23 protein-coding genes and 1 tRNA gene are annotated in these 23,332 nt (G+C 72.9%); 13 read left to right on the forward strand and 11 right to left on the reverse strand.

Annotation, left to right across the window (positions count from 1 at the left end; translation table 11 throughout):
• The first annotated feature begins 13 nt into the window (after positions 1 to 13).
• From ABZW14_RS17030 to ABZW14_RS17045, 4 genes are read left to right on the forward strand one after another with little or no spacing between them, the layout of a single operon-like run.
• Positions 14 to 535, forward strand: coding sequence for a winged helix-turn-helix domain-containing protein (locus tag ABZW14_RS17030; protein WP_355346732.1), 522 nt, complete (start codon positions 14 to 16; stop codon positions 533 to 535).
• A gap of 53 nt (positions 536 to 588) precedes the next feature.
• Positions 589 to 1,203: a hypothetical protein gene (locus ABZW14_RS17035; protein WP_355346735.1), complete on the forward strand. Its 615-nt coding sequence runs from the start codon at positions 589 to 591 to the stop codon at positions 1,201 to 1,203.
• Entirely contained in the window at positions 1,200 to 1,730 is a 531-nt protein-coding gene (locus ABZW14_RS17040; RefSeq protein WP_355346738.1) for a hypothetical protein, read from the forward strand. Before ABZW14_RS17035 ends, ABZW14_RS17040 begins: the two co-directional genes overlap by 4 nt.
• A 47-nt stretch (positions 1,731 to 1,777) precedes the next feature.
• Positions 1,778 to 3,904: an NACHT domain-containing protein gene (locus ABZW14_RS17045; RefSeq protein ID WP_355346741.1), complete on the forward strand. Its 2,127-nt coding sequence runs from the start codon at positions 1,778 to 1,780 to the stop codon at positions 3,902 to 3,904.
• A 12-nt stretch (positions 3,905 to 3,916) separates the two neighbouring features.
• On the opposite strand, the gene ABZW14_RS17050 is transcribed toward ABZW14_RS17045, so the two are convergent.
• Positions 3,917 to 5,164: a DUF418 domain-containing protein gene (locus tag ABZW14_RS17050; protein ID WP_355346744.1), complete on the reverse strand. Its 1,248-nt coding sequence runs from the start codon at positions 5,162 to 5,164 to the stop codon at positions 3,917 to 3,919.
• Positions 5,165 to 5,271: 107 nt separating this feature from the next.
• Here ABZW14_RS17050 and ABZW14_RS17055 point away from each other — a divergent pair, with 107 nt between their 5' ends.
• Together ABZW14_RS17055 and ABZW14_RS17060 are read left to right on the forward strand one after the other, a co-directional pair.
• Positions 5,272 to 6,009: a TetR/AcrR family transcriptional regulator gene (locus ABZW14_RS17055; RefSeq protein WP_355346747.1), complete on the forward strand. Its 738-nt coding sequence runs from the start codon at positions 5,272 to 5,274 to the stop codon at positions 6,007 to 6,009.
• A 227-nt stretch (positions 6,010 to 6,236) separates the two neighbouring features.
• Positions 6,237 to 7,685: a serine hydrolase domain-containing protein gene (locus tag ABZW14_RS17060; protein WP_355346750.1), complete on the forward strand. Its 1,449-nt coding sequence runs from the start codon at positions 6,237 to 6,239 to the stop codon at positions 7,683 to 7,685.
• Between the two features lie 81 nt (positions 7,686 to 7,766).
• Here the strand turns inward: ABZW14_RS17060 and ABZW14_RS17065 are convergent.
• Positions 7,767 to 7,853, reverse strand: a tRNA-Ser gene (locus ABZW14_RS17065).
• Between the two features lie 75 nt (positions 7,854 to 7,928).
• Here ABZW14_RS17065 and deoD point away from each other — a divergent pair.
• The 3 genes from deoD to ABZW14_RS17080 all read left to right on the forward strand — a co-directional run bounded on the left by deoD (position 7,929) and on the right by ABZW14_RS17080 (position 9,830).
• On the forward strand, positions 7,929 to 8,636 hold the full coding sequence (gene deoD / locus ABZW14_RS17070; protein ID WP_148431748.1) for a purine-nucleoside phosphorylase: 708 nt from the start codon (positions 7,929 to 7,931) through the stop codon (positions 8,634 to 8,636).
• Positions 8,637 to 8,751: 115 nt separating this feature from the next.
• Positions 8,752 to 9,390, forward strand: coding sequence for a TetR/AcrR family transcriptional regulator (locus ABZW14_RS17075; protein ID WP_355346753.1), 639 nt, complete (start codon positions 8,752 to 8,754; stop codon positions 9,388 to 9,390).
• Positions 9,387 to 9,830: a thioesterase family protein gene (locus ABZW14_RS17080; protein WP_355346756.1), complete on the forward strand. Its 444-nt coding sequence runs from the start codon at positions 9,387 to 9,389 to the stop codon at positions 9,828 to 9,830. Before ABZW14_RS17075 ends, ABZW14_RS17080 begins: the two co-directional genes overlap by 4 nt.
• A gap of 10 nt (positions 9,831 to 9,840) precedes the next feature.
• Here ABZW14_RS17080 and ABZW14_RS17085 read toward each other — a convergent pair whose 3' ends face one another.
• From ABZW14_RS17085 to ABZW14_RS17100, 4 genes are all read right to left on the reverse strand, one after another.
• Complete coding sequence (locus ABZW14_RS17085) at positions 9,841 to 10,290, reverse strand: nucleoside deaminase (RefSeq protein ID WP_355346811.1); 450 nt, start codon at positions 10,288 to 10,290, stop codon at positions 9,841 to 9,843.
• A gap of 178 nt (positions 10,291 to 10,468) precedes the next feature.
• Positions 10,469 to 10,996, reverse strand: coding sequence for a tRNA adenosine deaminase-associated protein (locus tag ABZW14_RS17090; protein WP_355346759.1), 528 nt, complete (start codon positions 10,994 to 10,996; stop codon positions 10,469 to 10,471).
• Between the two features lie 119 nt (positions 10,997 to 11,115).
• Positions 11,116 to 11,289 (reverse strand): hypothetical protein, encoded by a 174-nt coding sequence (locus ABZW14_RS17095; protein ID WP_355346762.1) that lies wholly within the window; start codon positions 11,287 to 11,289, stop codon positions 11,116 to 11,118.
• Between the two features lie 72 nt (positions 11,290 to 11,361).
• Positions 11,362 to 11,658 (reverse strand): hypothetical protein, encoded by a 297-nt coding sequence (locus tag ABZW14_RS17100; RefSeq protein WP_355346814.1) that lies wholly within the window; start codon positions 11,656 to 11,658, stop codon positions 11,362 to 11,364.
• Positions 11,659 to 11,867: 209 nt separating this feature from the next.
• Here ABZW14_RS17100 and ABZW14_RS17105 point away from each other — a divergent pair, with 209 nt between their 5' ends.
• Positions 11,868 to 12,629 carry a M23 family metallopeptidase gene (locus tag ABZW14_RS17105; protein WP_355346765.1) on the forward strand — a complete coding sequence of 254 codons (762 nt, stop codon included), beginning with the start codon at positions 11,868 to 11,870 and terminating at the stop codon, positions 12,627 to 12,629.
• Positions 12,630 to 12,698: 69 nt separating this feature from the next.
• The gene (locus ABZW14_RS17110) at positions 12,699 to 13,769 is read left to right on the forward strand and encodes a PHP domain-containing protein (protein ID WP_355346768.1); all 1,071 of its coding nucleotides are present in this window, start codon (positions 12,699 to 12,701) and stop codon (positions 13,767 to 13,769) included.
• A gap of 55 nt (positions 13,770 to 13,824) precedes the next feature.
• Here the strand turns inward: ABZW14_RS17110 and ABZW14_RS17115 are convergent, their stop codons facing one another.
• Positions 13,825 to 14,796: a DMT family transporter gene (locus ABZW14_RS17115; protein ID WP_355346771.1), complete on the reverse strand. Its 972-nt coding sequence runs from the start codon at positions 14,794 to 14,796 to the stop codon at positions 13,825 to 13,827.
• Positions 14,797 to 14,951: 155 nt separating this feature from the next.
• On the opposite strand from ABZW14_RS17115, the gene ABZW14_RS17120 reads away from it, so the two are divergent.
• Positions 14,952 to 16,622, forward strand: coding sequence for a DUF885 domain-containing protein (locus tag ABZW14_RS17120; protein ID WP_355346774.1), 1,671 nt, complete (start codon positions 14,952 to 14,954; stop codon positions 16,620 to 16,622).
• Between the two features lie 66 nt (positions 16,623 to 16,688).
• Here ABZW14_RS17120 and ABZW14_RS17125 read toward each other — a convergent pair whose 3' ends face one another.
• The 3 genes from ABZW14_RS17125 to nudC all read right to left on the reverse strand — a co-directional run bounded on the left by ABZW14_RS17125 (position 16,689) and on the right by nudC (position 20,289).
• Positions 16,689 to 18,284 carry a DUF6114 domain-containing protein gene (locus ABZW14_RS17125; RefSeq protein WP_355346777.1) on the reverse strand — a complete coding sequence of 532 codons (1,596 nt, stop codon included), beginning with the start codon at positions 18,282 to 18,284 and terminating at the stop codon, positions 16,689 to 16,691.
• An 80-nt stretch (positions 18,285 to 18,364) separates the two neighbouring features.
• A complete protein-coding gene (locus ABZW14_RS17130) occupies positions 18,365 to 18,955 on the reverse strand; it encodes a DUF6230 family protein (protein ID WP_355346816.1) in 591 nt (196 codons plus the stop codon).
• A 410-nt stretch (positions 18,956 to 19,365) separates the two neighbouring features.
• Positions 19,366 to 20,289, reverse strand: coding sequence for an NAD(+) diphosphatase (gene nudC, locus ABZW14_RS17135; protein WP_355346780.1), 924 nt, complete (start codon positions 20,287 to 20,289; stop codon positions 19,366 to 19,368).
• Positions 20,290 to 20,481: 192 nt separating this feature from the next.
• Here nudC and ABZW14_RS17140 point away from each other — a divergent pair, with 192 nt between their 5' ends.
• Entirely contained in the window at positions 20,482 to 22,299 is a 1,818-nt protein-coding gene (locus ABZW14_RS17140) for a VanW family protein (RefSeq protein WP_355346783.1), read from the forward strand.
• A 74-nt stretch (positions 22,300 to 22,373) separates the two neighbouring features.
• Here the strand turns inward: ABZW14_RS17140 and ABZW14_RS17145 are convergent, their stop codons facing one another.
• Positions 22,374 to 23,000: an NADPH-dependent F420 reductase gene (locus tag ABZW14_RS17145; RefSeq protein WP_355346786.1), complete on the reverse strand. Its 627-nt coding sequence runs from the start codon at positions 22,998 to 23,000 to the stop codon at positions 22,374 to 22,376.
• Between the last annotated feature and the right edge of the window lie 332 nt (positions 23,001 to 23,332).

Here is a 23,332-nt window from a genome sequence, read left to right on the forward strand (position 1 = left end):
TTCAATGGCGGCCGTGAGCACCGCCGACCCACGCCTGCGCGCGCTGGCCCATCCGGTACGACTGCGCATGCTCTCGCTGCTGTGGAGCGCGCCGCTCTCCGCCGCCGCGCTCGCCCGGGAACTGGCCATCTCGCACGCCCTGGCCAGTCAGCACCTGCGCCGGCTGGACGCCGCCGGCCTGGTCGAGCTCGCCGACGTGCGCGCCCGGCGCGGCGGCCGGGAACGCCGCTACCGGGCGGTTCGCGGAGCCTGGCTCACCGAGCAGCAGGAGGGGCAGCCGCTGCTCGCCGAGTCGCTCGCCCGCAACCTTCTCGACCGGGTGGTCCACCGCGCCCCGGGCACGTCCGGCGTCAGCACCGACGCCGAGCTGTGGGTGTCCCCCGACGCCTGGGCGGCGGCCCGCAGCCGGTTGCACGCGATCATGACCGAGCTGCACGACGCCGCCCAACCGCCGCACGCGCCCGGTACGGTCCGGGTGGGCGCCACCCTCATGGCCTTCGAGATGACGGACCCGTCGCCGGCCGCCGAGGACTGACCAGCCGTCGTACACATGTTCCATCCACAGCCTGTGGACGCCGAGGGGATCGGATGAGTTACCAGCTCAGCGCGGTGGTCGCGGACGTCGAGCTGCTCCGCGAGCAGACCGTCGAGCTGGACCACGCGGTGCTCGCCGCGCTGCGCCAGGACTTCGCACTCCTGCCGGTCACCCCGCAGTTGGTCGAGGAGCTGACCGGCCGGCTGCCGGACTTCGCCACCGGCGAACCGTCGGCGGAGCAGCCCTTCCAGCTCGTCCTCTCACCCGCCCTGGTCGAGCTGTTCGCCCGCTGGTCCCAGCCGGGCCCGGTGGCCTACCTGGAGGCGGAGTTCGCCGGCGGGCTGGGCCACCAGGCCGCGGCGGTCTGGCTGGGCGGCCGGCCGAGCTGGGGGCCAAGCTTCGACGACCGGCTGGACCGGCCGCGCGCCGAATGGCCGATCAACGCGGCGCTCGCCCGGCTGGGCGTCGAGCCGGGGCCGTGGATCGACCCGTTCGCCGAACTGGGTCTGCACCTGGAGCGCGAGACGGCCGGCTGGCTGGCGCACGGCCGGCGCGGGCTCTCCGCCGACTACTGGGACGAACTGGCCGACGAGTGGGAACTGCGGCAATCCGACCAGCACCAGCAACCTCATCGCCCCGGTCCCGTTGGGGACTGGGGGATTGCATGAAGCTGCGACAATTCGGATTTATCGCCACACTGATGGCGGCTGCCTCGATCGCCGGCAGCGGCGTCCGTCCACAGGGGGCGGACATCCCGGCCCGGCCGGTCGGCGCCGCCGAGGTGGTCAGCCTCGACGGGCTGGGCAACGCCGAGTTCGGCGCCACCGAGGAGGACCTGACCCGGCGCGGCGTGCTGCGTACCGACGAGGACGCGTGCGGGCCGACGCTGGCCGGGCACGGCTCGGTCAGCCCGATCTTCGTCGACGACCGGCTCGTCCTGCTCTGGCTCGACGACCCGATGAGCACCCCGGAGGGGATCACCGTCGGCACGCCGGTCGAGGCGGTGCACGACGCCTACCCGTCGGTGGTCGGGCTCCACGCTCCACAGGAGATGCAACGGTTCGACGGGCTGCTCGCCCGCAGCGGCGACCGCGCGTACCTCTTCCTGCACGACGGCACCACGGTCCGGAAGATCATCGCCGGGTACGCCGACTGGGCCCGCCGCCTCTTCGACGAGGGCTACGGCCCCTGCTGACCCTGCACGGGTTGTGCGGCCGCCCGGCCGGACGGTAGAGACGACGCATGCGTCGAGTGGTCATGGTCGGCCTGTCGGTGGTCGTGGTGGCCCTGCTCGGCGTGGCCACGAACGTCGCCACCGGGGCGCTGCCCGCGCGCTGGTCCCCGTACCTCTGGCTGGCCTGGCCGCTGGTGCTGCTGCTGGTGGCGGTCCTGGTGCTCATCGAGGTGCAGCGTGGCCGGGAGCCGCGGCGGGCCGGGCCCGCCGGTGCGGCGCGGGCCCGCCGGGTACTGCTGGAGCGGGTCCGCCGCTACTGGGTGACCAGCGTCCTGGACCGGTCCCTGCACGAGGAGGCCCGGATCGAGCTGGGCATCGCGGCGACCGCCGAGGATCGCCGGCACCCGTGGAGCCTGCGGGCCAGCCACCGGGATGGCTTCACCGGCTCGCTGGACGACCGCACCTCGATGTCGGCGCTGTTCGACCAGCTCGACCAGGCGGTGGTCATCGTCGGCGCACCCGGCGCCGGCAAGACGACCACCCTGCTGGAACTCGCCCGGGACCTGCTCGACCGCGCCGACCACGACCCGGACGCCCCGATCCCGGCCGTGTTCAACCTGTCCTCCTGGGCGACCCTGCGCCGGCCCCTGGACCGGTGGCTCGTCGAGCAGCTCACCGAGCGGTACGGCATCCCGGCGGGGCAGGCAGCCACGTGGGTGGCGGCCGGGGAGATCCTGCCGCTGCTGGACGGCCTCGACGAGGTCGGCGAGCAGCACCGCGACGAGTGCGCGGAGGCGATCGCCGCGTTCCACCAGCGGCAGCCACTCACGCCTCTCGCCGTCTGCTGCCGCGAGGCGGAGTACGCCCGGCTCCGCTCGGCACCGCCCCTCTACGGCACCGTCGCCATCCAGCCGCTCGACCGGTCGCAGATCGGGCGGTACGTCGACCGGCCGGGACTGGCCGGCCTGCGGGCCGCGCTGGACGCCGACCCCGAGCTGTGGCAGCTCGCCGACTCGCCGCTGATGCTCAGCATCATGGCCCTGGCGTACGCGGACCCGGGCGACGCCGGCACCACTCCGTCCTCCGCCCGCTCCGGGCGTGAACGGCTCTTCGCGCGGTACGTCGACACCATGCTGCGCCGCCGGCCGCACCCCCGCTACCGCCCGGAGCAGACCACCGGTCACCTCGCCACCCTCGCCCGGGCGCTGCGCCTACGCGACCAGACGGTCTTCGTGCTGGACCTGATCGACGAGTCCTGGTCGGCCCGGCGTCCGGCGACGCGGTGGACCTCGACGGTGCTCGCCCGGCTGCTCGGCTGCGCCGCGCTGGCCGTGCCGTTGGGCGCGGCGGGCTGGGCGCTGGGCCGGGCGACCGGCCTGGTGGTCGCCGGTGGCCTGCTGGGGCTGGCCGTGCTCATGCACACCGTCAACTACGACGACCTGTTCGAGCTGACCTCGTCGATCCGCGCTCGCGACGACCGGCCGCCGGGAAGCTGGGCGGCCGCGTGGACCGCGAGCGTGGCCGAGCTGGAACGGCTCATCCTGGTCTCGGCGCTCGTCGCCGGCACGGCCGTCGGCGGGTTCACCGGCTGGTTCGCCGCCGGCGGTCCGAGCTGGACGGCCGGCCTCGGCTACGGCGGCGCCTTCTTCCTCGCCACGGTGGTCGCCCTGGTCGGCCTCGACAGCGCCCAGGTGCTGCTGCACTTCCGTCCGCCGCCGCCCCGCACCGACCGCCGCGAGCTGCCGAGCCCGCTGCTGCGGCAACGGCTGACCGTCATGGCGGCGGACTTCGCCACGCTCGGCCTGAGCGTCGCGGTGCTCGGCTTCGTGCCGGCCGCGCTGGCCCGGGGGACCGCCGAGGCGCTGAGCTTCGCGGTGCTCCTCGGTGGCGGCACCGCACTCGTGCTGTTCACCGTCGTCGCGTTCACCCCGATGATCGAGCAGGCCCTGGTCCGGCGGCGACTCGCCCGGGAGGACCTGGTTCCCCACCCGCTGCTGCCGTTCCTCGACCACGCGGTGCAGTGCCTCTTCCTGCGCCAGGTCGGCGACGGCTACATCTTCGTCCACCGGGAACTGCTCGACCACTTCGCCGGGCGCGCGGAGGCCGCCATGCCACTGCCGCAGCTCCGCGCCGCCGGGCGGTCCCGGAGGGCCGAGCTACGGGGCGCCCAGGAGGTCCGGGACGCCCCGCGGTGAACCGCACGGCTCTCAGCCGCTCGTGTCCTGGAGCCGGGCCGCCTCGGGCACGGCCAGCGGCGGTGCGACCGCCTCGCCGGGGCGGTCCGCGGGCTGGTGCCGGAAGGCCGGGCGGCGGGCGTTGGTGAGCCAGCGCAACGCCCACTCGACCGGCCCGTAGCGGAACCCGCGCAGCCACCACGCGCTCGCCGCGAGCTGGACCGCGAACACGGCCAGCACGAAGGCGAAGAGTGCGAGCGGGGAGAACGTGCCCGCGAGCCCGAACCCGATGCCGGTGAAGGCGATCAGGCCGGCCACCGACTGGCCCAGGTAGTTCGTGAGGGACATCCGGCCGGCCGGCGCGAGCGCGGACCGGACGAACGCCGTACGCGGGTGGTGCATGATCCGCAGCAGCGTCGCCACGTACGCGGCGGCCAGCAGTGGCGCGGTCGCGACGCTCGCGGCGACGCCCAGGCTGTTGCCGTTGCCGCCGTTGGCCGCGTAGACGATCGACCCGAGCAGCCCGACCGGGAACCCGACCCACTGGATCCGCCGCAGCACGGGTTCACGGCCGGTGACCCCGGTCAGCCACTGCCGGCGGCCGGCCACCATGCCGAGCAGGAAGAGGCCCAGTGCGGTCGGGCCCTGGAGGGTCACCGCCTGGAGGACCAGCAGCGGCAGGCCGGCGAGGTGCTCGCCGATGTTCGCTCCCCAGCCGCCGAGCAGCGCCTGCGTCGCCGTCTCGCCGTTGGCCAGCGCCTCGGCCTCGCTCGGCAGGAACGCCGACCGGTCCACGAACAGCGCGCCGGCGATCAGGCTGAGCAGCACGAGCGCGTAGAGGGCCACGGCGATCCGGATCGCCGTCCGGTCGGTCACCCGCCGCAGCAGGAGCAGCGCGAGGCATGCCACCGCGTACGTGGTGAGGACGTCGCCGCCGTAGAGGAAGACGGTGTGCAGGGCGCCCAGGAGGAACAGGCCGCCGATCCGGCGGAGCATGCGCGCCGGGAAGGCCGCGCCGGCCCTCCTGGCGGCCGCCATCTGGAGGGTGAAGCTGTATCCGAAGAGGAACGAGAACAGCACGTAGAACTTCATGTCGACGAAGACCGAGGAGAGCGCGCGGACGGCGTCGTCGAGACCCGAGCCGAAGTCGGGGTCGGTCACCAGGTTCCCCGGATAGCCGGAGGCCATGAAGGTCACGTTGACGGCGAATATCCCGAAGAGCGCGAAGCCCCGGACCGCGTCGACGTCGAAGACGCGTCCGGGTGGACTGGATGTGCTCACGACCGAACCCCCGCAATCTGCGTATGAGATACAGCGTACGAGATACAGAGTCCCCGAGTTCTAGAGTGAGCACAAGACCCGCGGGTGGGAAACGAGGAGAGTCGAACGTGGCGGAACGGCGTCTTCCCCCCGTGGTGGCCCGGATGTGGGGCCGGGAGACCAGCGCCCGGCACGGCCCCCGGCCGAGCCTCGACCTGGGCAGGATCGTCGACGCCGCCATCCGGATCGCCGACCGCGACGGCCTGGAGGGGGTGAAGATGAGCAGCGTCGCCAGCGAGGTCGGAATGGCGACGATGTCCCTGTACCGCTACGTCGGCAGCAAGGACGAACTGTTGATCGCCATGGCCGACGCCGCCGCACCCGAGCCCCCGGCGCTCGACGGGCGGGCCTGGCGGGACTACCTCACCGACTGGACCCGGGCCAACCGCGACTTCCTGCTCGGCCGGCCCTGGCTGCTGGCGCTCGGCCAGCACACCCCACCCGCCGGGCCCCGGGCACTGCGCTGGCTCGACCGGGCGCTCGCCGCGCTCGCCGGCACCGGCCTCGGCCCCGGCGAGCGGGTCAACATCGCGACCACCCTCACCGGCTACGCCTCCCAGCAGGCGGCGCTGGCGCACGCTCTGAACGTCGCCGCCGCCGGCGGGCCGATCGCCGGGCTGGCGGAGTACGGCGACATCCTGGCTGAGGTCCTCGACCCGGCCACCTACCCCGCGCTGACCGAGGCCGTTGGCGCGAACGCGTTCGGGGCCGGCGCGGAATGGATCGACGACGCCGACTTCACGTTCGGGCTCGACCTGCTCCTCGACGGCATCCAGGCACTCATCGACCGCCGACGTGAGCACTGAGGGCACAACAGCGGAAGGCGCGGCCTCGGACCACTCCGCGCCAGGGAACGACTCGTCCGAAACTCAACGAAAGTCAGGGCTCACCCGTGCCTTTCGGGTCCTGCCCCTGGCCTGTCGCGACTCCTAGCGTGGCCGGTACAACCGAGCGTTGGGAGCACGCTGTGTGGCAGGGCAAAGGCTCGCGGTGGGGTGCGGTGGCACCGCTCACCGCCGGTTTGGTGGTTCTGATGGTGCCAGGCACCGCGAGCGCGAAGCAGGAACCGGACGGGGCTGCGATCGAGCGGGTGGTGTCCGCCTACGCGGGCAGGGCGGGCTATCCGGGGATCGCCGTGACGATCACCAAAGGCAACCAGGTGTTGTACGCGGGCGGATACGGCCACGACTCCTCCGGCGCCGCAGTGACCGCGACGACACCGATGCCGGCCGCCTCCGTCAGCAAGTCGTTCACCGCGCTCGCCGTGATGCAGCTGGTCGAAGCGGGTGAGGTGACATTGGAGTCGCCGGTGCGCGACTACCTGCCTGATTTCCGGATCGCCGACCCCAGAGGAGCACGGATCACGGTACGCCAGTTGCTGAACCAGACCTCGGGGATCACCGATGGCACGTTCCCGGAGAAGAGTCTGCCTCAGCCCGATTCGCTCGCTGACGCCGTGACCCGAGCCCGGACCGCAGATCTGTCGACCGAGCCGGGCACGGAGCACAGGTACACGAACACCAACTACCACCTTGCCGCCCGGCTGGTGGAGGTCGTCGCGGGCGAGCCGTTCACGGACTATCTACGGCGCCACGTCTTCGAGCCGATCGGCATGGGGGCCACCACCACGATCAACCAGACCCCACGGGATCTGCCGCGCGACGTGCGTGAGGGACACGTCTACGCCTACGGCGCGTCGATTCCCGCCGCCGAGCCGAAGCGGTTCGTGAACGGATCCGACGGCGTTGTCACCACGGCGTCGGACCTGGCGAAATGGCTGATCGTGCACAGCAACGCCGGCTTGGCCGCGAATGGGACCCGCCTGGTCTCGGCCCCGAGCATCACCGCCATGCACACCTCGTCGGACCCACGCTGGACGTACGGGATGGGCTGGGACACCGACCAGAAGGGCCGGGTCAACCACAACGGCATCTGGTTCACCTACACCGCCGACGCACTCCTGCTCCCGGGCGGCTACGGCATCGCGGTGATCGGCAACAGCGGAATCGGCCTCGCCAACGAGGGCATCACCGCGCTTGCGGACGAACTGGCCACCCTCGTGACCGGGGGCGAGCCCTCATCCGACGCACCGGTACGGCTGATCGTCGACCTGACGCTGGCCGGCCTCACCCTGCTCAGCCTTCTGCTCGGCATCCGCAACCTACGACGCGCCCGGATCTGGGCGGACCGTTTCGCCACCCGGCCGTCGTGGCGGCCCGCCCTCCGGCTGCTGCCCCGGCTCATCCCCCTCGCCCTGCTGGTCGCTCTTCCGGACCTCCTCGGTCGGATCGTCGGTGGCGGGCGGGACATCACGTTCATCCAGCTCTGTTACTACTCGATCGCGCTGGTCAGCTGGACGGCCGTCGCGGCCGTGATGAACGCCGGCGTGCTGACCGCCCGCGTCGTCGCGCTGTCCCGGCTGCGCCGGCCGGCCGGGGACGTGCCGGCAACAGAAACATCGCCCCAGCCGGTCGCGAGCTAGGGGCGGACACCAACTGGGACCACAAGACGAAACGCCTGGCAGGTCCGTTCGGACCGGCCAGGCGTTTCGCCTGTTGAGCGGCGGTGGCGGCGGGATTTGAACCCGCGGAGGGCGTAAACCCTCACACGCTTTCGAGGCGTGCTCCTTAGGCCACTCGGACACGCCACCGCCGAGTAGGGTACAGGACCCCGGGTCTGGACGCCGAACCGGTATCCCCGGGCCCGGCCTGGCAGGATCCTTGCCATGAGTACGCACATCGGCGCTGAGCCGGGAGAGATCGCCGAGCGGGTCCTGATGCCGGGTGACCCGCTGCGGGCCAAGTGGATCGCGGAGACCTACCTCGAGGACGCCCGCTGCTACACGACGGTTCGCGGCATGCTGGGCTTCACCGGCCGCTGGAACGGCGTCGAGGTCTCCGTCCAGGGTTCCGGCATGGGCATGCCGTCCGCCTCCATCTACGCCCACGAGCTGATCAACGAGTACGGCGTGAAGACGCTGATCCGGGTCGGTTCCTGCGGCGCCCTGACCGAGGACCTCCAGCTGCGCGACGTGGTGGCGGCGATCGGCTCGTCCACCGACTCGAACATGAACCGGATGCGGTTCGACGGCTTGATCGACTACGCGCCGGTGGCCGACTTCGGGCTGCTGCGTACCGCGGTCGAGGTGGCCGAGCGGCGCGGCATCACCATGCGGGTCGGCCCGATCCTGGCCGCGGACGCCTTCTACACCGACCGGCCGGACCTCTACGACACCCTGGCCGACTACGGCGTGCTCGCGGTGGAGATGGAGTCGGCGGCGCTCTACACGATCGCGGCCCGGTTCAAGGCCCGTGCGCTGACCGTCCTGACCGTGAGCGACCACATCAAGACCGGCGAGAAGACCACGTCGCAGGAGCGGGAGCAGACCTTCGGCCAGATGGTCGAGATCGCGCTCGACACCGCCATCGCCTGACCCGACCCGATCCCTCGACCGCCCCGCCGCCCGCCCCGGGTGGCGGGGCGGTCGCGTTACCGGGGTCACACAAATAAATACGACCGGTCGTGCTTTTTGTCGGTACGCTGCTCGCATGATCTCCGACGGCCGCGTCGCGCGCGGCGACCGCACCCGCACCGCGGTGCTGGACGCCGCCGTGGCGCTCGCCACCGAGGTCGGCCTGGACGGGCTCTCCCTCGCCCAGCTCGCCGACCGGCTCGGGGTCAGCAAGTCCGGACTCTTCGCGCACTGGCGCTCGAAGGAGGCGCTGCAACTCGCCACCGTCGACCGCGCCGTGGCGCAGTGGGAGGAGCGGATCGTCGCCCCCGCCCTGCGCGTTCCTCGGGGTGTCCGCCGGCTGCACGCGCTGCACGAGGCCCGGATCGACTTCTACGCCGCCCGGGTCCTCCCCGGCGGCTGCTTCTTCGCCAACACCGAGTTCGAGTACAACGCCCGCCCCGGCCCGGTCCGCGACCGGCTCGCCGAGGCGTTCGGCCGGTGGACCACGTTCCTCGAACGCCTCGTCCGGGAGGCCGTCGACCTCGGCGAACTCCCCGCCGGCCTCGACGTGCCGCTGCTGGCGTACGAGATCGACGCGCTGGGGATCAGCGCCGTCATGCGGTCCCGGATGCTCGACCCGGACGCCACCTACCGGCACGCCCGCCAGGGCCTGCTGAACCGGCTGCGGGCGCTCTGCCCGGATCCGGCCCTGCTAGCGGAAGGCCAGCCATGAGCCAGGAGTTCGGGCACGTCGAGCACGTCCCGGTGCACTTCGACGACCTCGACGCCATGGGCATCCTGCACAACGCGCGCTACGCGGTGCTGCTGGAACGCGCCCTGACGCCATACTGGGCCGAGCGCGGCGTCGTGTTCCGCGGCGACGTGCACGCCGCTCCCGACGTGTTCCACGCCGTCCGGGAGTTCACCATCACCTACCGCGCCCCGGTCAGCGGGGTCGGCCCCGTGGCGGTGCACTTCTGGCTGGAGCACTTCGGCACCAGCAGCGCCCGCTACGCCTTCGAGTTCCGCTCGGTGGACGGCAGCGTCCTGCACGCCGACGGCACCCGGTCGATCGTCCGGCTGGACCCTGCCACCCTGCGCCCCACCGCATGGACCGACGCGGCCCGCGCCGTCGCGGAGACGCTGCTCCGTCCCGCGCCGGCCGCGGTCTGAGCGGGGACGGTCAGCGGAAGAAGGCGCGCAGCAGGGCGGCGCTCTCGGCCTCCCGCACCCCGCCGTACACCTCGGGGCGGTGGGTGAGGCGGCGGTCGCGCAGCACGTCCCACAGCGAGCCGACGGCGCCCGTCTTCGGCTCCCACGCCCCGAAGACCACCGTCGAGATCCGGGCCAGCGCGATCGCCCCCGCGCACATCGTGCACGGCTCCAGCGACACCACCAGGGTGCAGCCCTCCAGCCGCCACCGGCCCAGCCGCTCGGCGGCCCGGCGCAGGGCCAGCACCTCGGCGTGCGCGGTCGGGTCGCCGGTCAGCTCGCGCTCGTTGCGGCCGACCGCCAGCTCGGTGCCGTCCGGGCCGTAGATCACGGCGCCGACCGGGACGTCCTCGATCGCGTCCTCGCCGGCGCCGGGAACCCCGTCCGGGCCGGTCACCGCGACCTCCAGGGCCCGGCGCATCCACAGCTCGTGCCGCTGCCGGCGACCCACGGCGCTCAGGTCGGCCAGGCCCTCGTCCGCGCCCGGACCGACCCGCGCCGGCCGGCCGGGGGTGGGCTGCCCCGGGCGTACGGTCTCCAGGGCCGGATCGGTGGCGTCGGCCGGCTCCGCCCCACCGGTCCACGCCGCGCCGGGCGGCTCAGACCTCACGCAGCTCCTCGACCTCGTCGGCGCAGCCGAGCACCTGGCAGACCTCGGCCGTGACGTCGGCCGGCATCATCCCCTCGTGGCCGCAGAGCGCGAGCAGCTTCGGCGCCGAGATGCCCAGGTCGGCGAGGATGTCCGCGTCGCCCACCGGGTCGGCCTCCGGGTCCACGGCCGGCTGCTCGGTCTCCTCGTCGCCACCGGCGGCCGGCCGCGGCTCGTCGGCGTCCTCCAGCCCGGTCACCGAGGTCTTCAGATCTCCGACCAGCAGCGCGCCCAGCCGGGACTCCTCGGCGTAGGCCGAGTCGGAGCCGAAGACCCGGAGGTCCTCGCCCTCGTCCAGCCGCAGGATCACCAGGTACGTGTCGTCGGCCTCGACGAACAGCAGCGAGAGGTCGGCGTCCGGCTCGACGTCGCGGAGCCGGTCGGCCACCTCCTCGATGTCGGTGACCCCCCGCAGGTTCACCTCTTCGGCGGTCCAGGCGCCCTCGACGCGCGCCACGGCAGCAGCGAAGTACGACACGGTCCCCCCAATTCGGCCTCGGCAGCACGCCGACTCGTCACGCGATGCACGTTAACCGGTCGGGTCGGCAGGCGACCGGTCAACGCCCCGAAGGGCCCGCCGATCCCGGAGAAAGTCGGTCAGCCGGCGACGCGCCGGCGGGTCGCGATGAGTTCGCGCAGGCGTTCGGAGCGGGCCCGCTGCTGCGGCCGTTCCCGCTGCCGCACGGTGCGGGCACCGGCCAACTCGGCGAGGAGTTGCAGGCGTCGGCGGCTCCGCTCGGGGTCGAGCCGCGGCGGGGTGATCCAGGCCATACCGCGAGCGTGGACCGTCACCGCGCGTACGTCAAGACGGTCTTCGCTGAGCAGCGAAACCGGCACGCACCGTCACCAGAGCGGCCAGTCGCCGCTCTGCGCCCAGCGCACCGCCACGATCGCCGCGGCGATGCTCCAGCCGCCCGCCGTGACGATCGCGACCCCGGTGGCCACCCCCCGGTCGCCGTGCCGGACCAGCACCGCGGCGGCCAGCCAGGCCAGCCCACCGGCGAGCAGCGTCCACCAGGCGTAGCTGGACACGTTTCGCCCGAGCAGGCCGAACAGCAGCAGCCAGGCGAACGCGGTCACCGCGCCGATCGCGACGCCGGGGCCGGTGACCGGGTACGGCTCGCGGTAGCTCGGCCGCATCGGCGCCCCGGACGGGAAGAGCCCCGAGGGCGTACGCGGCAGCGGGCGCCCCGGCCCCGCGCCGGGCTCCCCGGCCACGCCGTGCCACCCGTTCGTCACCGCTGCCCCCTTCACGGACCGTAGATGTACCCAGGTCACGCAGAGCGACGGCCCGGGACGGACCGGTCGCAGCGTTCGTCCCTACGGTAGTGGTCTGCCAGGATGACCGGATGCGCTCGCCATCGATCGGACGCCGCGCGCGTCCGGTGTACCCGGTCCTGCTCCTCGTGGCGACGCTGGCCGGCGGGTGCGCCCCGGACGCCGGCCCGACGGCGGCGCCGGACAGCTCGTGGCAGAGCCCGGGCACGTCGGCCACCGGGGCGCCGACCGGCCAGCCGACCGGCCCCGCCGCGTCGGCCGTCCCGTCCACGCCGGCCCCGTCGCCGAGCCGCACCGCGTCACGGCACGTCTTCCCGGTCCGCGCGGGCAACGTCGCCTACCACCCCACCCACTCCGCGTACCCGGGGACGGACATCTTCGCCGACTGCGGCGAGCCGGTGGTTGCGGTCACCGACGGTGTGATCCTGGAGGTGAGCCGGGTGGACCGGTTCAGCAAGCGGGGGCCGCTCGGGCCGAACAACGGCGGGCTGTCGGTGTCGCTGCTCGGCGACGACGGGGTCCGCTACTACGGGTCGCACCTGAGCGCGATCGCCACCGGCGTCGACGCCGGCGTCCGGGTCCGGGCCGGTCAGCAGCTCGGGAAGGTGGGCCACACCGGGAACGCCAACAACGTCTGCCACCTGCACTTCGGGCTCTCCCCCAAGTGCACCGGGCACGACGACTGGTGGATCCGGCGGGGTGTGATCTGGCCGGCGAAGTACCTCGACTCGTGGCGCAAGCAGGGCAACCGCGGGCCGGCCGCCGAGGTGGCCGCGTGGCAGCGCCGGCACGGCTGCCCCAAGGCGCCGAGCGACTCCGCCGCGGCCGGCTGACCGCCGTCCACTCCCGACACCCGGTGCGACACCGCGCGGCGGGCGGCGCGGGCGCGTAGGTTGCAGGGCATGACTGCCCGGGATCCCATCGCCGACCTGCGGCGGATCGCGTTCCTGCTGGAACGGGCGAACGAGGCCACCTACCGGGTCCGGGCGTTCCGATCGGCGGCCAAGACCCTCGGCGCCCTGCCGGCCGGCGAGGTGGCCGAGCGGGCCCGCACCGGCAAGCTCACCGAGCTGTCCGGGGTCGGCGACGTCACCGCCCGCTGCGTCGTCGAGTCGCTGGCCGGCGAGGAACCGGTCTACCTGCGCCGGCTGGTCGCCACCGAGGGCACCGACCTGGACGAGGCCGCGGCGAAGCTGCGGGACGCGCTGCGCGGCGACTGCCACACCCACTCGGACTGGTCCGACGGCGGCTCGCCCATCGAGGAGATGGCCCTGGCGGCCGTCGAGCTGGGCCACGAGTACCTGGTGCTCACCGACCACTCGCCCCGTCTGACGGTGGCCCGGGGGCTCACCGCCGACCGGCTGCGCAAGCAGCTCGACCACGTGGCCGCGGTGAACGAGGCGCTGCCGAAGGGCTTCCGCATCCTCACCGGCATCGAGGTGGACATCCTGGCCGACGGCTCACTGGACCAGGACGAGAAGCTGCTGGCCCGGCTCGACGTGGTGGTCGGCTCGGTGCACAGCGGCCTCAACGACGACCGGGCGAAGATGACCCGCCGGATGCTGGCCGCGATCGCCAACCCCCACCTGGACATCCTCGGTCACTGCACCGGACGGATGGTGTCCTCCCGGCCGGCGGGGGTGACCGGCCCGGGCGACCGGGGGCACCGGGCGCGTACCCGCAAGGAGAGCGACTTCGACGCGGAGGCGGTCCTCGCGGCCTGCGCCGAGCACGACGTGGCCGTCGAGATCAATTCCCGGCCGGAGCGGCAGGACCCGCCGAAGCGGCTGATCCGCCGCGCGCTGGAGGCGGGCTGCCGCTTCGCCGTCAACACCGACGCGCACGCGCCCGGCCAGCTCGACTGGCAGCGCTTCGGCTGCGAACGGGCGGCGCTCTGCGGCGTGCCGGCGAACCGGGTGGTCAACACCTGGAAGGCCGACCGCCTCGTGAAATGGACGGCGGGTCGGGGCTGAAACACGCCCGCGCGGCGGCGGGAGACTGACCCCCGCCACCTCGCCGGGCCGGCGGTCAGCGACCGGCCGGAACCGTCGCGGGAGTGGCCGGGGTGGACGCCGGCGCGGACCGGCGCCGGCCGAGCATCCCCTGCGCGACGGCCACACCCAGCAGCACGACCAGCGCGCCCACCGGCTGGTGCCAGTTCATCCGCTCGCCGAGCACCACGGCGCCGACCAGCACCGCGAACACCGGGATCAGGTACGTGACGGTGGACGCCGTGCTCGCCCCCGCGACCCGGATGTTGCGCAGGTTGATCACGAAGGCCAGGCCGGTGCCGAGCGCGCCGAGCGCCAGCACGGACGCCACCACCTTCGCGGAGAGCCCGGTGGGCACCGGCGGCGCGCCCGCCACCAGCGGCGCGACCACCGCGAGCTGCGCGGTCGCCACCAGCAGCTGCGCCGCCGAGAGCGACAGCCCGGAGTACGCGCTGCCCGCGATGAACTTCTTCTGGTAGGGGATGGCCACCCCGTAGCAGGCCGCCGCCCCGAGACACATGAGCTGGCCGATGAAGTGCGACCCGCCCACGCCCTCCCAGACGCCGAGCACCACCAGCACCCCGGCGAAGCCCAGGCCCAGCCCGATGGCTCGCCGCACGGTCAGCCGCTCGGTGCGGAACACCAGCACCGCCAGCGGCAGCACGATCAGCGGCGTGGTGGCGTTCCAGATGCCGGCGAGCATCGACTCGACCCGCTGCTCACCGAAGCCGAACAGGGTGAACGGCAGCGCGACGCCGAACGCGGCGACCACCACCAGGTGGGCCCAGACCCGGGGCTCCCGGGGCAGCCGGTCGCGCAACACGGCCAGCACGACCAGCAGCGTGACCGCACCGGTGGCGACGCGGTAGAGGGTGAGGTGCAGCGGATGCAGCTCGGCCACCCCCACCTTGATGAAGAGGAAGCTGGAACCCCAGATCACGCCGAGCGCGAGGAACCCGGGCAGCCAGCTGCGCAACGGCGCCCGGTCAGGAGTGATATCCGCTGTCACCCCTGACACTCTGCCGCAGGGGTACGACGAAGTCCCGCGATATTCGGACGCCGTGTCGACCGCCACAGCCGCTCGGCGGCACCGCACCCGCCCGCGCCCTTCAACACGGCAAACACCGTCGACAGCGGGGTGGCCCGGTCACGTAGGGTCGCATCGTGGGACGAATCGATGACCTCGCCAACCGCTACGTGGCCGACTGGGCTCCGCTGAGCCCGACCGGGGCCACCTACGTCGGCATCGCCGGCTACGACGACCAGCTCGACGACCTCTCCCCGGACGGCTACGCGGCCCGCGCCGACCTCACCCGGCGGGCCCTGGCCGACCTCGACGTGACCGAGCCGGACACGGAGGCCGAGCGGACCGCCAAGGAGGCGATGCAGGAGCGCCTCGGCCTTGAGCTCGCCCGCTACGAGGCCGGCGAGACCAGCAGCGAGGTCAACGTGATCGCCAGCGGGCTGCACGACCTGCGGATGGTCTTCGACCTCATGCCGACCGAGGGCGACGACGCGAAGGCGAACGTGGCCGCCCGGCTCAACCGCTTCGCGGGCGCGCTGGAGGGTTACAAGCGCACGTTGCGCGAGGCAGCCACGGCCGGCCGGGTCAGCTCGCAGGTGCAGCTGGTCGAGGTCGCCAAGCAGTGCGACATCTGGGTCGACCCGAACGGCGACAACTTCTTCCACGGCCTGGCCGAGCGGCTGGGCGCGGAGGGCGCGCTCGGCGCGGAGCTGCGCAAGGGCGCGGCGGCCGCGACGGCTGCCACCGCCGAGTTCGGGCAGTTCCTCCGCACCGAACTGGCCCCGCAGGGGCGGCAGAAGCAGGCCGCCGGCCGGGAGCGCTACGAACTGGCCTCCCAGTACTTCCTCGGCGCCCGGGTCGACCTCGACGAGACGTACGCCTGGGGTTTCGCCGAGCTGGCCCGCCTGGAGTCCGAGATGCGGGCGGTCGCCGCGCGGATCGTCGGCCCCGGCGCCAGCATCGACGACGCGGTGACCGCGCTGGACGCGGACCCGGCCCGGACCATCCAGGGCAAGGAGGCGTTCCGGGACTGGATGCAGGCGCTCGCCGACAAGGCGATCAGCGAGCTGCACGGCACCCACTTCGACATCCCGGAGCAGGTCCGCCGGATCGAGTGCTGCCTCGCCCCGACCAGCGACGGCGCCATCTACTACACCGGCCCGAGCGAGGACTTCTCCCGGCCGGGCCGGATGTGGTGGGCGGTGCCGCAGGGCATCACCGACTTCTCCACGTGGCGTGAGGTGACCACGGTCTACCACGAGGGCGTGCCGGGCCACCACCTCCAGATCGCCCAGACCGCCGTCCGCGCCGATCTGCTCAACCGCTGGCAGCGGCTGCTCTGCTGGGTCTCCGGGCACGGTGAGGGCTGGGCGCTCTACTCCGAGCGGCTGATGGACGAGCTGGGCTACCTGGAGGACCCGGGCGACAAGCTCGGCATGCTCGACGGGCAGGCGTTCCGGGCCGCCCGGGTCATCGTCGACATCGGCATGCACCTGGAGCTGGAGATCCCGGCCGACAACCCGTTCGGCTTCCACCCGGGCGAGCGCTGGACGCCGGAGCTGGGCTGGGAGTTCATGCGCGCGCACTGCCGTGTGCCGGACGAGAACCTGCGCTTCGAGCTGAACCGCTACCTGGGCTGGCCGGGGCAGGCCCCCTCGTACAAGGTGGGCGAGCGGATCTGGCTCCAGGCCCGGGAGGAGGCGAAGGCCCGCAAGGGCGCCGACTTCGACCTCAAGGAGTTCCACCGCCAGGCGCTCGACCTGGGCTCGCTGGGGCTCGACCCGCTGCGCCGGGCGCTGGCCCGGCTCTGAGCGACGACGACGGCCGGGAGTCGGAGGGGATCCTCCGGCTCCCGGCCGTTCCGCATGTCCGTCGGGTCAGGCGAGGTCGAGCTTGAGCAGCGGCCGCGCGGTGAGCGACTTGGAGTTCTCGTAGGCCAGGTCGATCACCGGGTCGGTGAAGCTGATCGGGATCGGCGAGGTGATCGGAAGGCCGTCGGGGAACGGCAGGTCCGGGGTGAGCGTGATCTTGATGCCGAGCAGGTGCCCCACGAACCGGGTGGCGTAGAAGGCGACGTCGCCCTCGACCGTGAGCCGGTCGGTGACGTACCGCTGCTTCTTGCCGGCCGGGCCGCTGGCCAGGAGGGTGAAGTCCTCCGTCACGGCCTTGTCCATGGTGAACTTCAGGCACTTGAGCTTGCCGTCGTGGGTGGGCAGCTCGACGATCCCCTCGAACCGCAGCCCGGTCATGGTGACCTTGGAACCGATGAGCTTGGCGGGCGGGTCCGCGACGATCGGCTGGTCCGGGTCGGCGGCCAGCTTCGGCAGCGGCTCGCCCGCCTCGACCGGCTTCGGCTTGGTCGGCGCCGGGCTGTCGCAGTCGGCGTCCGGCTTCGCCGGGTCGGACGGCTTCGTCGTGGCGCTGCCGCTCGGCTTCGGCGTGGCGGTGGCGCTGCCGGTCGGGGTGGTGGTCGCGGTCGCCGCCGGCTCGGCGGCCGCAACCGGTGCGGACGAGGTGCTCGGGCTGGACGAGGGCTCGGTGTCGTCGCCCCCGGTGAACAGGCCGGTGATGCCGTCGACGATGTCGGTCAGCAGGTTGCCGTCCTTCGGCTCCTCGGCCGGCGCGGTGGTCGGGCTGGCCGACGGCGACGCCGACGCCGAGGGCGAGGCTGAGGCCGAGGCGGACGCGCTCGGGGCCGGGGCGGTGGCGGTCAGGCACGCGGCCGGCGCGGCGAGCGCCGGCTCCGGACCGCGGAGCGCGAACAGGCCGGCCGCCGAGACGGTGGCGACGACGAACAGGATCGCGTACGCCCTGGGGTCCCGGTGGCTGCCGCTTCGGGGCGTGTCCGGTCCGACCGGCGGCAGCACCTGGGTGCTGTCGGTGCCGCCGGACGGCTCCGCCGGTGCGGCCTCGCGCAGCGGGTTACGCGGTTCGGGCAGGGTGTCGGTGAGGACACCGGTCGTCTCGTCCTCGCGCTGCCGGGGCATCAGGTCGTCGACCAGGGCCGGCTCCGGCTCCCCGGCCGCGTCGTCGTCCTCGGCCCCGGCCACCGGCTCCGCCGGCTCCTCCGCCGGAGCCGGCTGCTTCCGCGGCACCCAGGCGAAGCCGAGGGCGCTGCCGACCATGCCGAGCAGCAGGCCGATGAAGAAGCCGCCGAGGTTCACCCCGATCATCGAGTAGAGCGCGGTGACCGCGGCGACCACCGAGTAGAACATCCGCTGCTGCGGGCTGAACCAGAGCAGCATGCCGCAGGCGAAGAGGATGGCCGGGATCAGCCAGGACAGGAAGCCGGTGGGCCCCATCTGGAAGGTGAGGCCGTTGAGGCTCATCTGCGTGGTGCCGAAGATCTCCAGGCCGGCCAGCGCGGTGAAGAGCCCGCCCCAGAACGGCCGCGTCCGCCGCCACCGGCGGAAGTCGCGCCACGCCTGGCCGACCCGACCGGGCCGAGCCTGCTGCGTATCGGCGGTTGTCACGTACTCCTCCTGGCGGTGCTGACGGCGTGAGACAAGGACGAGGCCCGCGGAGGGCGCCCTCCGCGGGCCTCGACATCAGATCAGAAGCATTCCTTGGCGTCCTTGCCCACGTTGACCTTCAGCTTCAGGCCGTTGAGGGTGAAGACGCCGGCGCTGGTGGACCGGGCCACCTGCTCCAGGTCGGTGATGGTCACGACGTCCGCGCTCTGCCCGAAGCCGCCGGGCTGGCCCTTCTTCGGGTTGAGCTCGTTGGCGTCGCGACCGATCTGGATGTTCTCGAAGGTGGCGTTGCCCTCGAGCGAGTCCATGTCGATCAGCAGGTTGGTGGCGGTCGCCGGGTTGCCGCCGCCACCGGCGTTGATGGTCAGCACGATCGGGATGCCCGGCAGGCTGGCGTCGACCGACTGGCAGAGGTCGTAGAGCTTGGCGTCGGCGATCTCGGAGACGGCCACCGGGTGCTGGTTGCCGCTGCTCTTCTCCTGGACCATGCCGCCGTACTGCTTGAAGCCGTTGCCCACCAGCTTCGAGGCGCCGACCTTGAAGGTCTGGCCCGACACGGCGAACGAGGCCGCGATGGCGCCGTTGGCCATGCCCAGCACGATGCCGCCGGCGACGACGGTGGCGGGCACCATCATGGCGGCGAACCGACGCCAGCGGGTGCCGCCACTCATCTGGCGGTTCTCCGATTCACTCACAAGGTCCTCCTCGACGGGGGTTCGTCACCGGCGCGAGACGCGACGCGGGACGGGGAAAGCTGCGGGGCGCCGCGGGCCCGTGTGCCGACGGACTGCGCGGTACGCGGATGGATGCTCTCGCGAAGCGACAGACCTCACAAGTCCCTTGCTACTGACGGGTAACACAGTCGTGGTATCAAGATCGCCCATGGTTACCAACGGTTAACATCCCGACAGCAAGGAGCTCTGGGCAAAACAGCTCTATTACGACAGGAAGGCAGCGAGGTTTCACCTGTGGTAGCCGTCACGCATATACGTCACAGTTCGGTAACGGGGAGCTGACAGACCGCTGAGGGTGATGCCCCGTTCACCCGTCCGGCCGACCCGGCTGACCGTCCGGCGGGCGGTCAGCTCCAGCCGTCCACCCAGGACCGGAGCAGGTGATGGTCGATCGAGTCGATGCGACCGAGCGGGCGGCCGGCCGCGACCCGCTCCCGCAGCTCCGCCCGCGTGAACCAGCGCGCGTCCACCACCTCCACGCCGTCCACCCGCACCTCCGTCGAGACCGCCGTCGCACGGAAGCCGACCATCAGTCCGGCCGGGAACGGCCAGGCCTGCGAGCCCTGGTAGGCGACGTCGACCACGGACACCCCCGCCTCCTCGGCCAGCTCCCGGCGGACGGCGTCCTCAAGGCTCTCGCCGACCTCCACGAAGCCGGCCAGGGTCGACCAGGAGTCCTCGCCCGCACCCTGGTGGCGGGCCAGCAGACAACGCTCCGGCTCACCGGGCGCCTCGACCAGCACGATGACCGCCGGCTCGATCCGGGGGAAGAGCAGCCGCCCACAGCCGGGGCCGGTGCAGGACCGGGTGTGGCCGCCGTCGCGGGCCACCGTCACCGCCCCGCAGCCGCCGCAGAACCGCTGGCCCCGGTGCCAGTGCAGCAACCCCCTGGCGTACGCCTGGATGGCCGCCTCGGCCGGCCCCAGCCCGCCCACGAGCGCCCGGACGTCGACCGCCTCGGCCGCACCGGCCAGCTCGCACGCCTCCGCCTCGCTCCGGCCGGAGAGGTCCACGGCGAACACCGCCCGGCCGGCGTCCACCCCGAGGAACACCGTCTCGTCGGCGGCGGCGCGCAGCCCGGCCGTCCCGGCCCCGGAGCGGCGCACCGGCGCCCGGTCGGCCGAGACCAGGCAGCGGTCCCGCCACAGCGCCAGCAGTTCGCTCTCCGGGTCGCTCAACCGGTCGGCGACCCACCCCGGGTCGGCACGCTGCACCGCCGCCCGGTCCAGCCAGCCACCGCCGTACGCCAGGGTCCGCTCATCCGTCCGCACCCGGCCACCGTCCCACGATCCGGACCGGTGTGGGGGCTCGCCAGGGGTGATGCCGACGACACCCGGCGGCGGCGGACGCGCGGCCCGGGCGTGCGCCGGGACGGAGACTCCCGGCCGGCTCAAGCGTTGGTTACCGTAGGTGTCTCCCGTGGGGGAAGCGGTCCCCACGTGGTACTTCCGATCGAGGTTGCTGTGACGCTGTACGGCGAAAAAGTGCCTTCCGCCGACGACCGGCCCACCGTGAAGGTGACGGCGGTGAGCTGGCCGGACGTCGAGCCGGAACCGGTCGCCGCACCCGCCGCGGGCGGGCCCGGGACACCGAGGCGGTCCCGGCGCGGGCGGATGCTGCTCGCCGGTGGGATCGTGGCCGCCGTGCTCGCCGCCGGCACCGGTCTCGGCGCCTACGCCTACGCCGGAGACGTCCCCCGGGGCACCACGGTCCTCGGCGCCGAGCTGGGCGGGCGGAGCCGGGCCGAGGCCGCGCAGGCCCTCCACGCCGAGCTGGCCCGCCGGTCGGCGGCGCTGAACGCCCCGATCACCGTCGCCGTGGGCGAGAAGAACGCCGAGCTGAAGCCGGCCGAGATCGGGCTCGCGGTCGACGTGGACGCCACCGTGGCCGCGGCGGCCGCCGCCGAGGCGCACCCGGTGAGCCGTCTCGTCGGCTCCCGCACGGTCGAGCCGGTCGTGACCGTCGACACCGCCCGCCTGGAGGCCGCGTTGCGCAAGGCGATGGGCGACCAGGGCCGCGAGATGACCATGCCGGCCATCATCTTCACCGGCACCACCCCCAAGCCGGTCTACCCGAAGCCGGCGCTGACGGTCGACACGGACGGCGCGACCCACGCCGTGAAGGCCGGCTGGCTCGCCGGCGGGCCGGTGACCGTGCCGCTGGTCGAGAAGTGGCCGGCGAGCAGCCGCGAGGACGTCGACCGGCTCCTCGCCGAGCTGGCCCGGCCGGCCGTCGCGGCGCCCGTCACGCTCACCACAGACGGCGGCAAGGTAACGATCCCGCCCGCCGCCATCGCGCGCGGCCTGCGCTTCTCAGCTGACGACGCGGGCAAGCTGACCCCTCGGGTCGACGTCAAGCGGCTGCGCGCCGCGCTCGGCGACGGGCTGGCCAAGCTGGAGGTCGCGCCGAAGGACGCCGGGTTGACCATCAGCGGCGGCAAGCCGAAGGTGGTGCCGGGCCGGGCCGGCCGGCAGGTCGACGCCGCGGCGCTCGGCCGGGACCTCCTCGCCGTGCTGCCGAAGGCCGACGGCCGCACGGTGACCGCCGCACTGAAGCCGGCCGAGCCCGAGCTGACCGAGGCCAAGCTCGCCGCGCTGGGCATCAAGGAGCGGGTCTCCACCTTCACCACCCGGTTCCCCGGCGGCCTCTCCTCGCCGCGCAGCCAGAACATCGTCCAGGCCGCCAAGGACGTCGACGGCACCATCGTGCAGCCGGGCGAGACGTTCTCGCTCAACGGCCACACCGGCGAGCGAGGTTACGACCAGGGCTACAAGGACGCGCCCACCATCGTCGGCGGCAAGCTGGTGCCGGGCGTCGGCGGCGGTGTCTCGCAGTTCACCACGACGCTCTTCAACGCCAGCTACTACGCCGGCCTGGAGGACGTCGAGCACAAGCCCCACTCGTTCTACTTCAGCCGCTACCCCGCGGTCATCGAGTCGACCATCTACTGGCCCCAGCTGGACTTCAAGTTCCGCAACAACACCCAGTACGGCGTCCTGATCGACACGTCCTACACGTCGAGCACGATCACCGTGTCGATGTGGAGCACCAAGATCTACGACAGCGTCAAGACGGAGTACGGGCCGCGCCGGAACATCACCCAGCCGAAGACCGTCTACCTCGACCCCGGCCCGGACTGCATCTCCGCCGCGGGCAGCGTCGGCTTCGCGCAGGACGCCTTCCGGGTCATCAAGAAGGACGGCAAGGTGGTGAAGCGGGAGAAGTTCAGCTGGCGCTACGACCCCGAGCCGCGCTTCATCTGCGCCAAGCCGCCCGCCTGACGCCCGTCGCACCCACGCACGGAAAAGCCCCGCCGGCCAGGTCGCCGGCGGGGCATTCGCCTGTCGTACGCCTCCTAGGGCCGCGCCTCGGCCAGCCCCTGCCGTACGCCGTCCGCGCCGCGATCGGTGCCGTAGACCGGGGTTCCCGGCTGCTGCCGCCAGCTCTCGTCGAGCGTGCCGGCGTCCACCGGGTCGAAGCCCAGCGCGTCCACGAGTTCCATGACCACGCGCTTGGCCTCGGCGTCGTCCCCGGCCACCGGCAGCGCGATCCGGTCCGGCGTGCCCGCCGGCTTCCCGCTGTCCATCAGGTACGCGGCCTGGATGTTGTTGAACGCCTTCACCACCCGGGCGCCCTTGAGGTGGTCCGCCGTCCAGCGGCTGGAGCTGAGGCTTCGGTCGAGCAGCTCGGGGATGTCGCCGTCCCGCTCCGGGTAGTAGTTGTCCGCGTCGACGACCAGCTTGCCGTCGAAGGGCCCCGCCGGCAGGTCCGGCACCGCCTTGAGGGGGATGGCCACGACGACCAGTTCCGCGTCCTGGACGGCCTCCTCCAGCGTGCCGGCCGTGGCACCGGTCTCCCCGGCCAGGTCGGTCAGGCTCTGCGGCCCGCGCGAGTTCGCCACGGTGACGTCGTGGCCCAGCGTCCGCAGACGACGGGTGAGGGTGCCGCCGATGTGCCCCGACCCGATGATTCCGATCTTCATGACCACTCCTGCCTCCGCCAGCGCCTGGCGGTCAGTTCCGGCCGAACCATCAGCAGGTACCCCGGCCGGGCCGGCCCGACCGTGGACGACGCGTACAGCACGTCACGTTTTCCGCCGGCCTGACGGGGCAGGCACCGGCGGTTCACGCACCGACCGTACGAGACGCGACCGCGTGCCCGGGGCGATTCACCGAAGCAGGCCACAAACGCAGTCAGGGCCACCCCGAAGGGTGGCCCTGACTGGAAGATTGTCCGGCGGTGTCCTACTCTCCCACACCCTCCCGAGTGCAGTACCATCGGCGCTGGAGGGCTTAGCTTCCGGGTTCGGAATGT

The sequence above is a fragment of the Micromonospora sp. NPDC004551 genome, from assembly GCF_040609975.1.
Taxonomy (GTDB): domain Bacteria; phylum Actinomycetota; class Actinomycetes; order Mycobacteriales; family Micromonosporaceae; genus Micromonospora.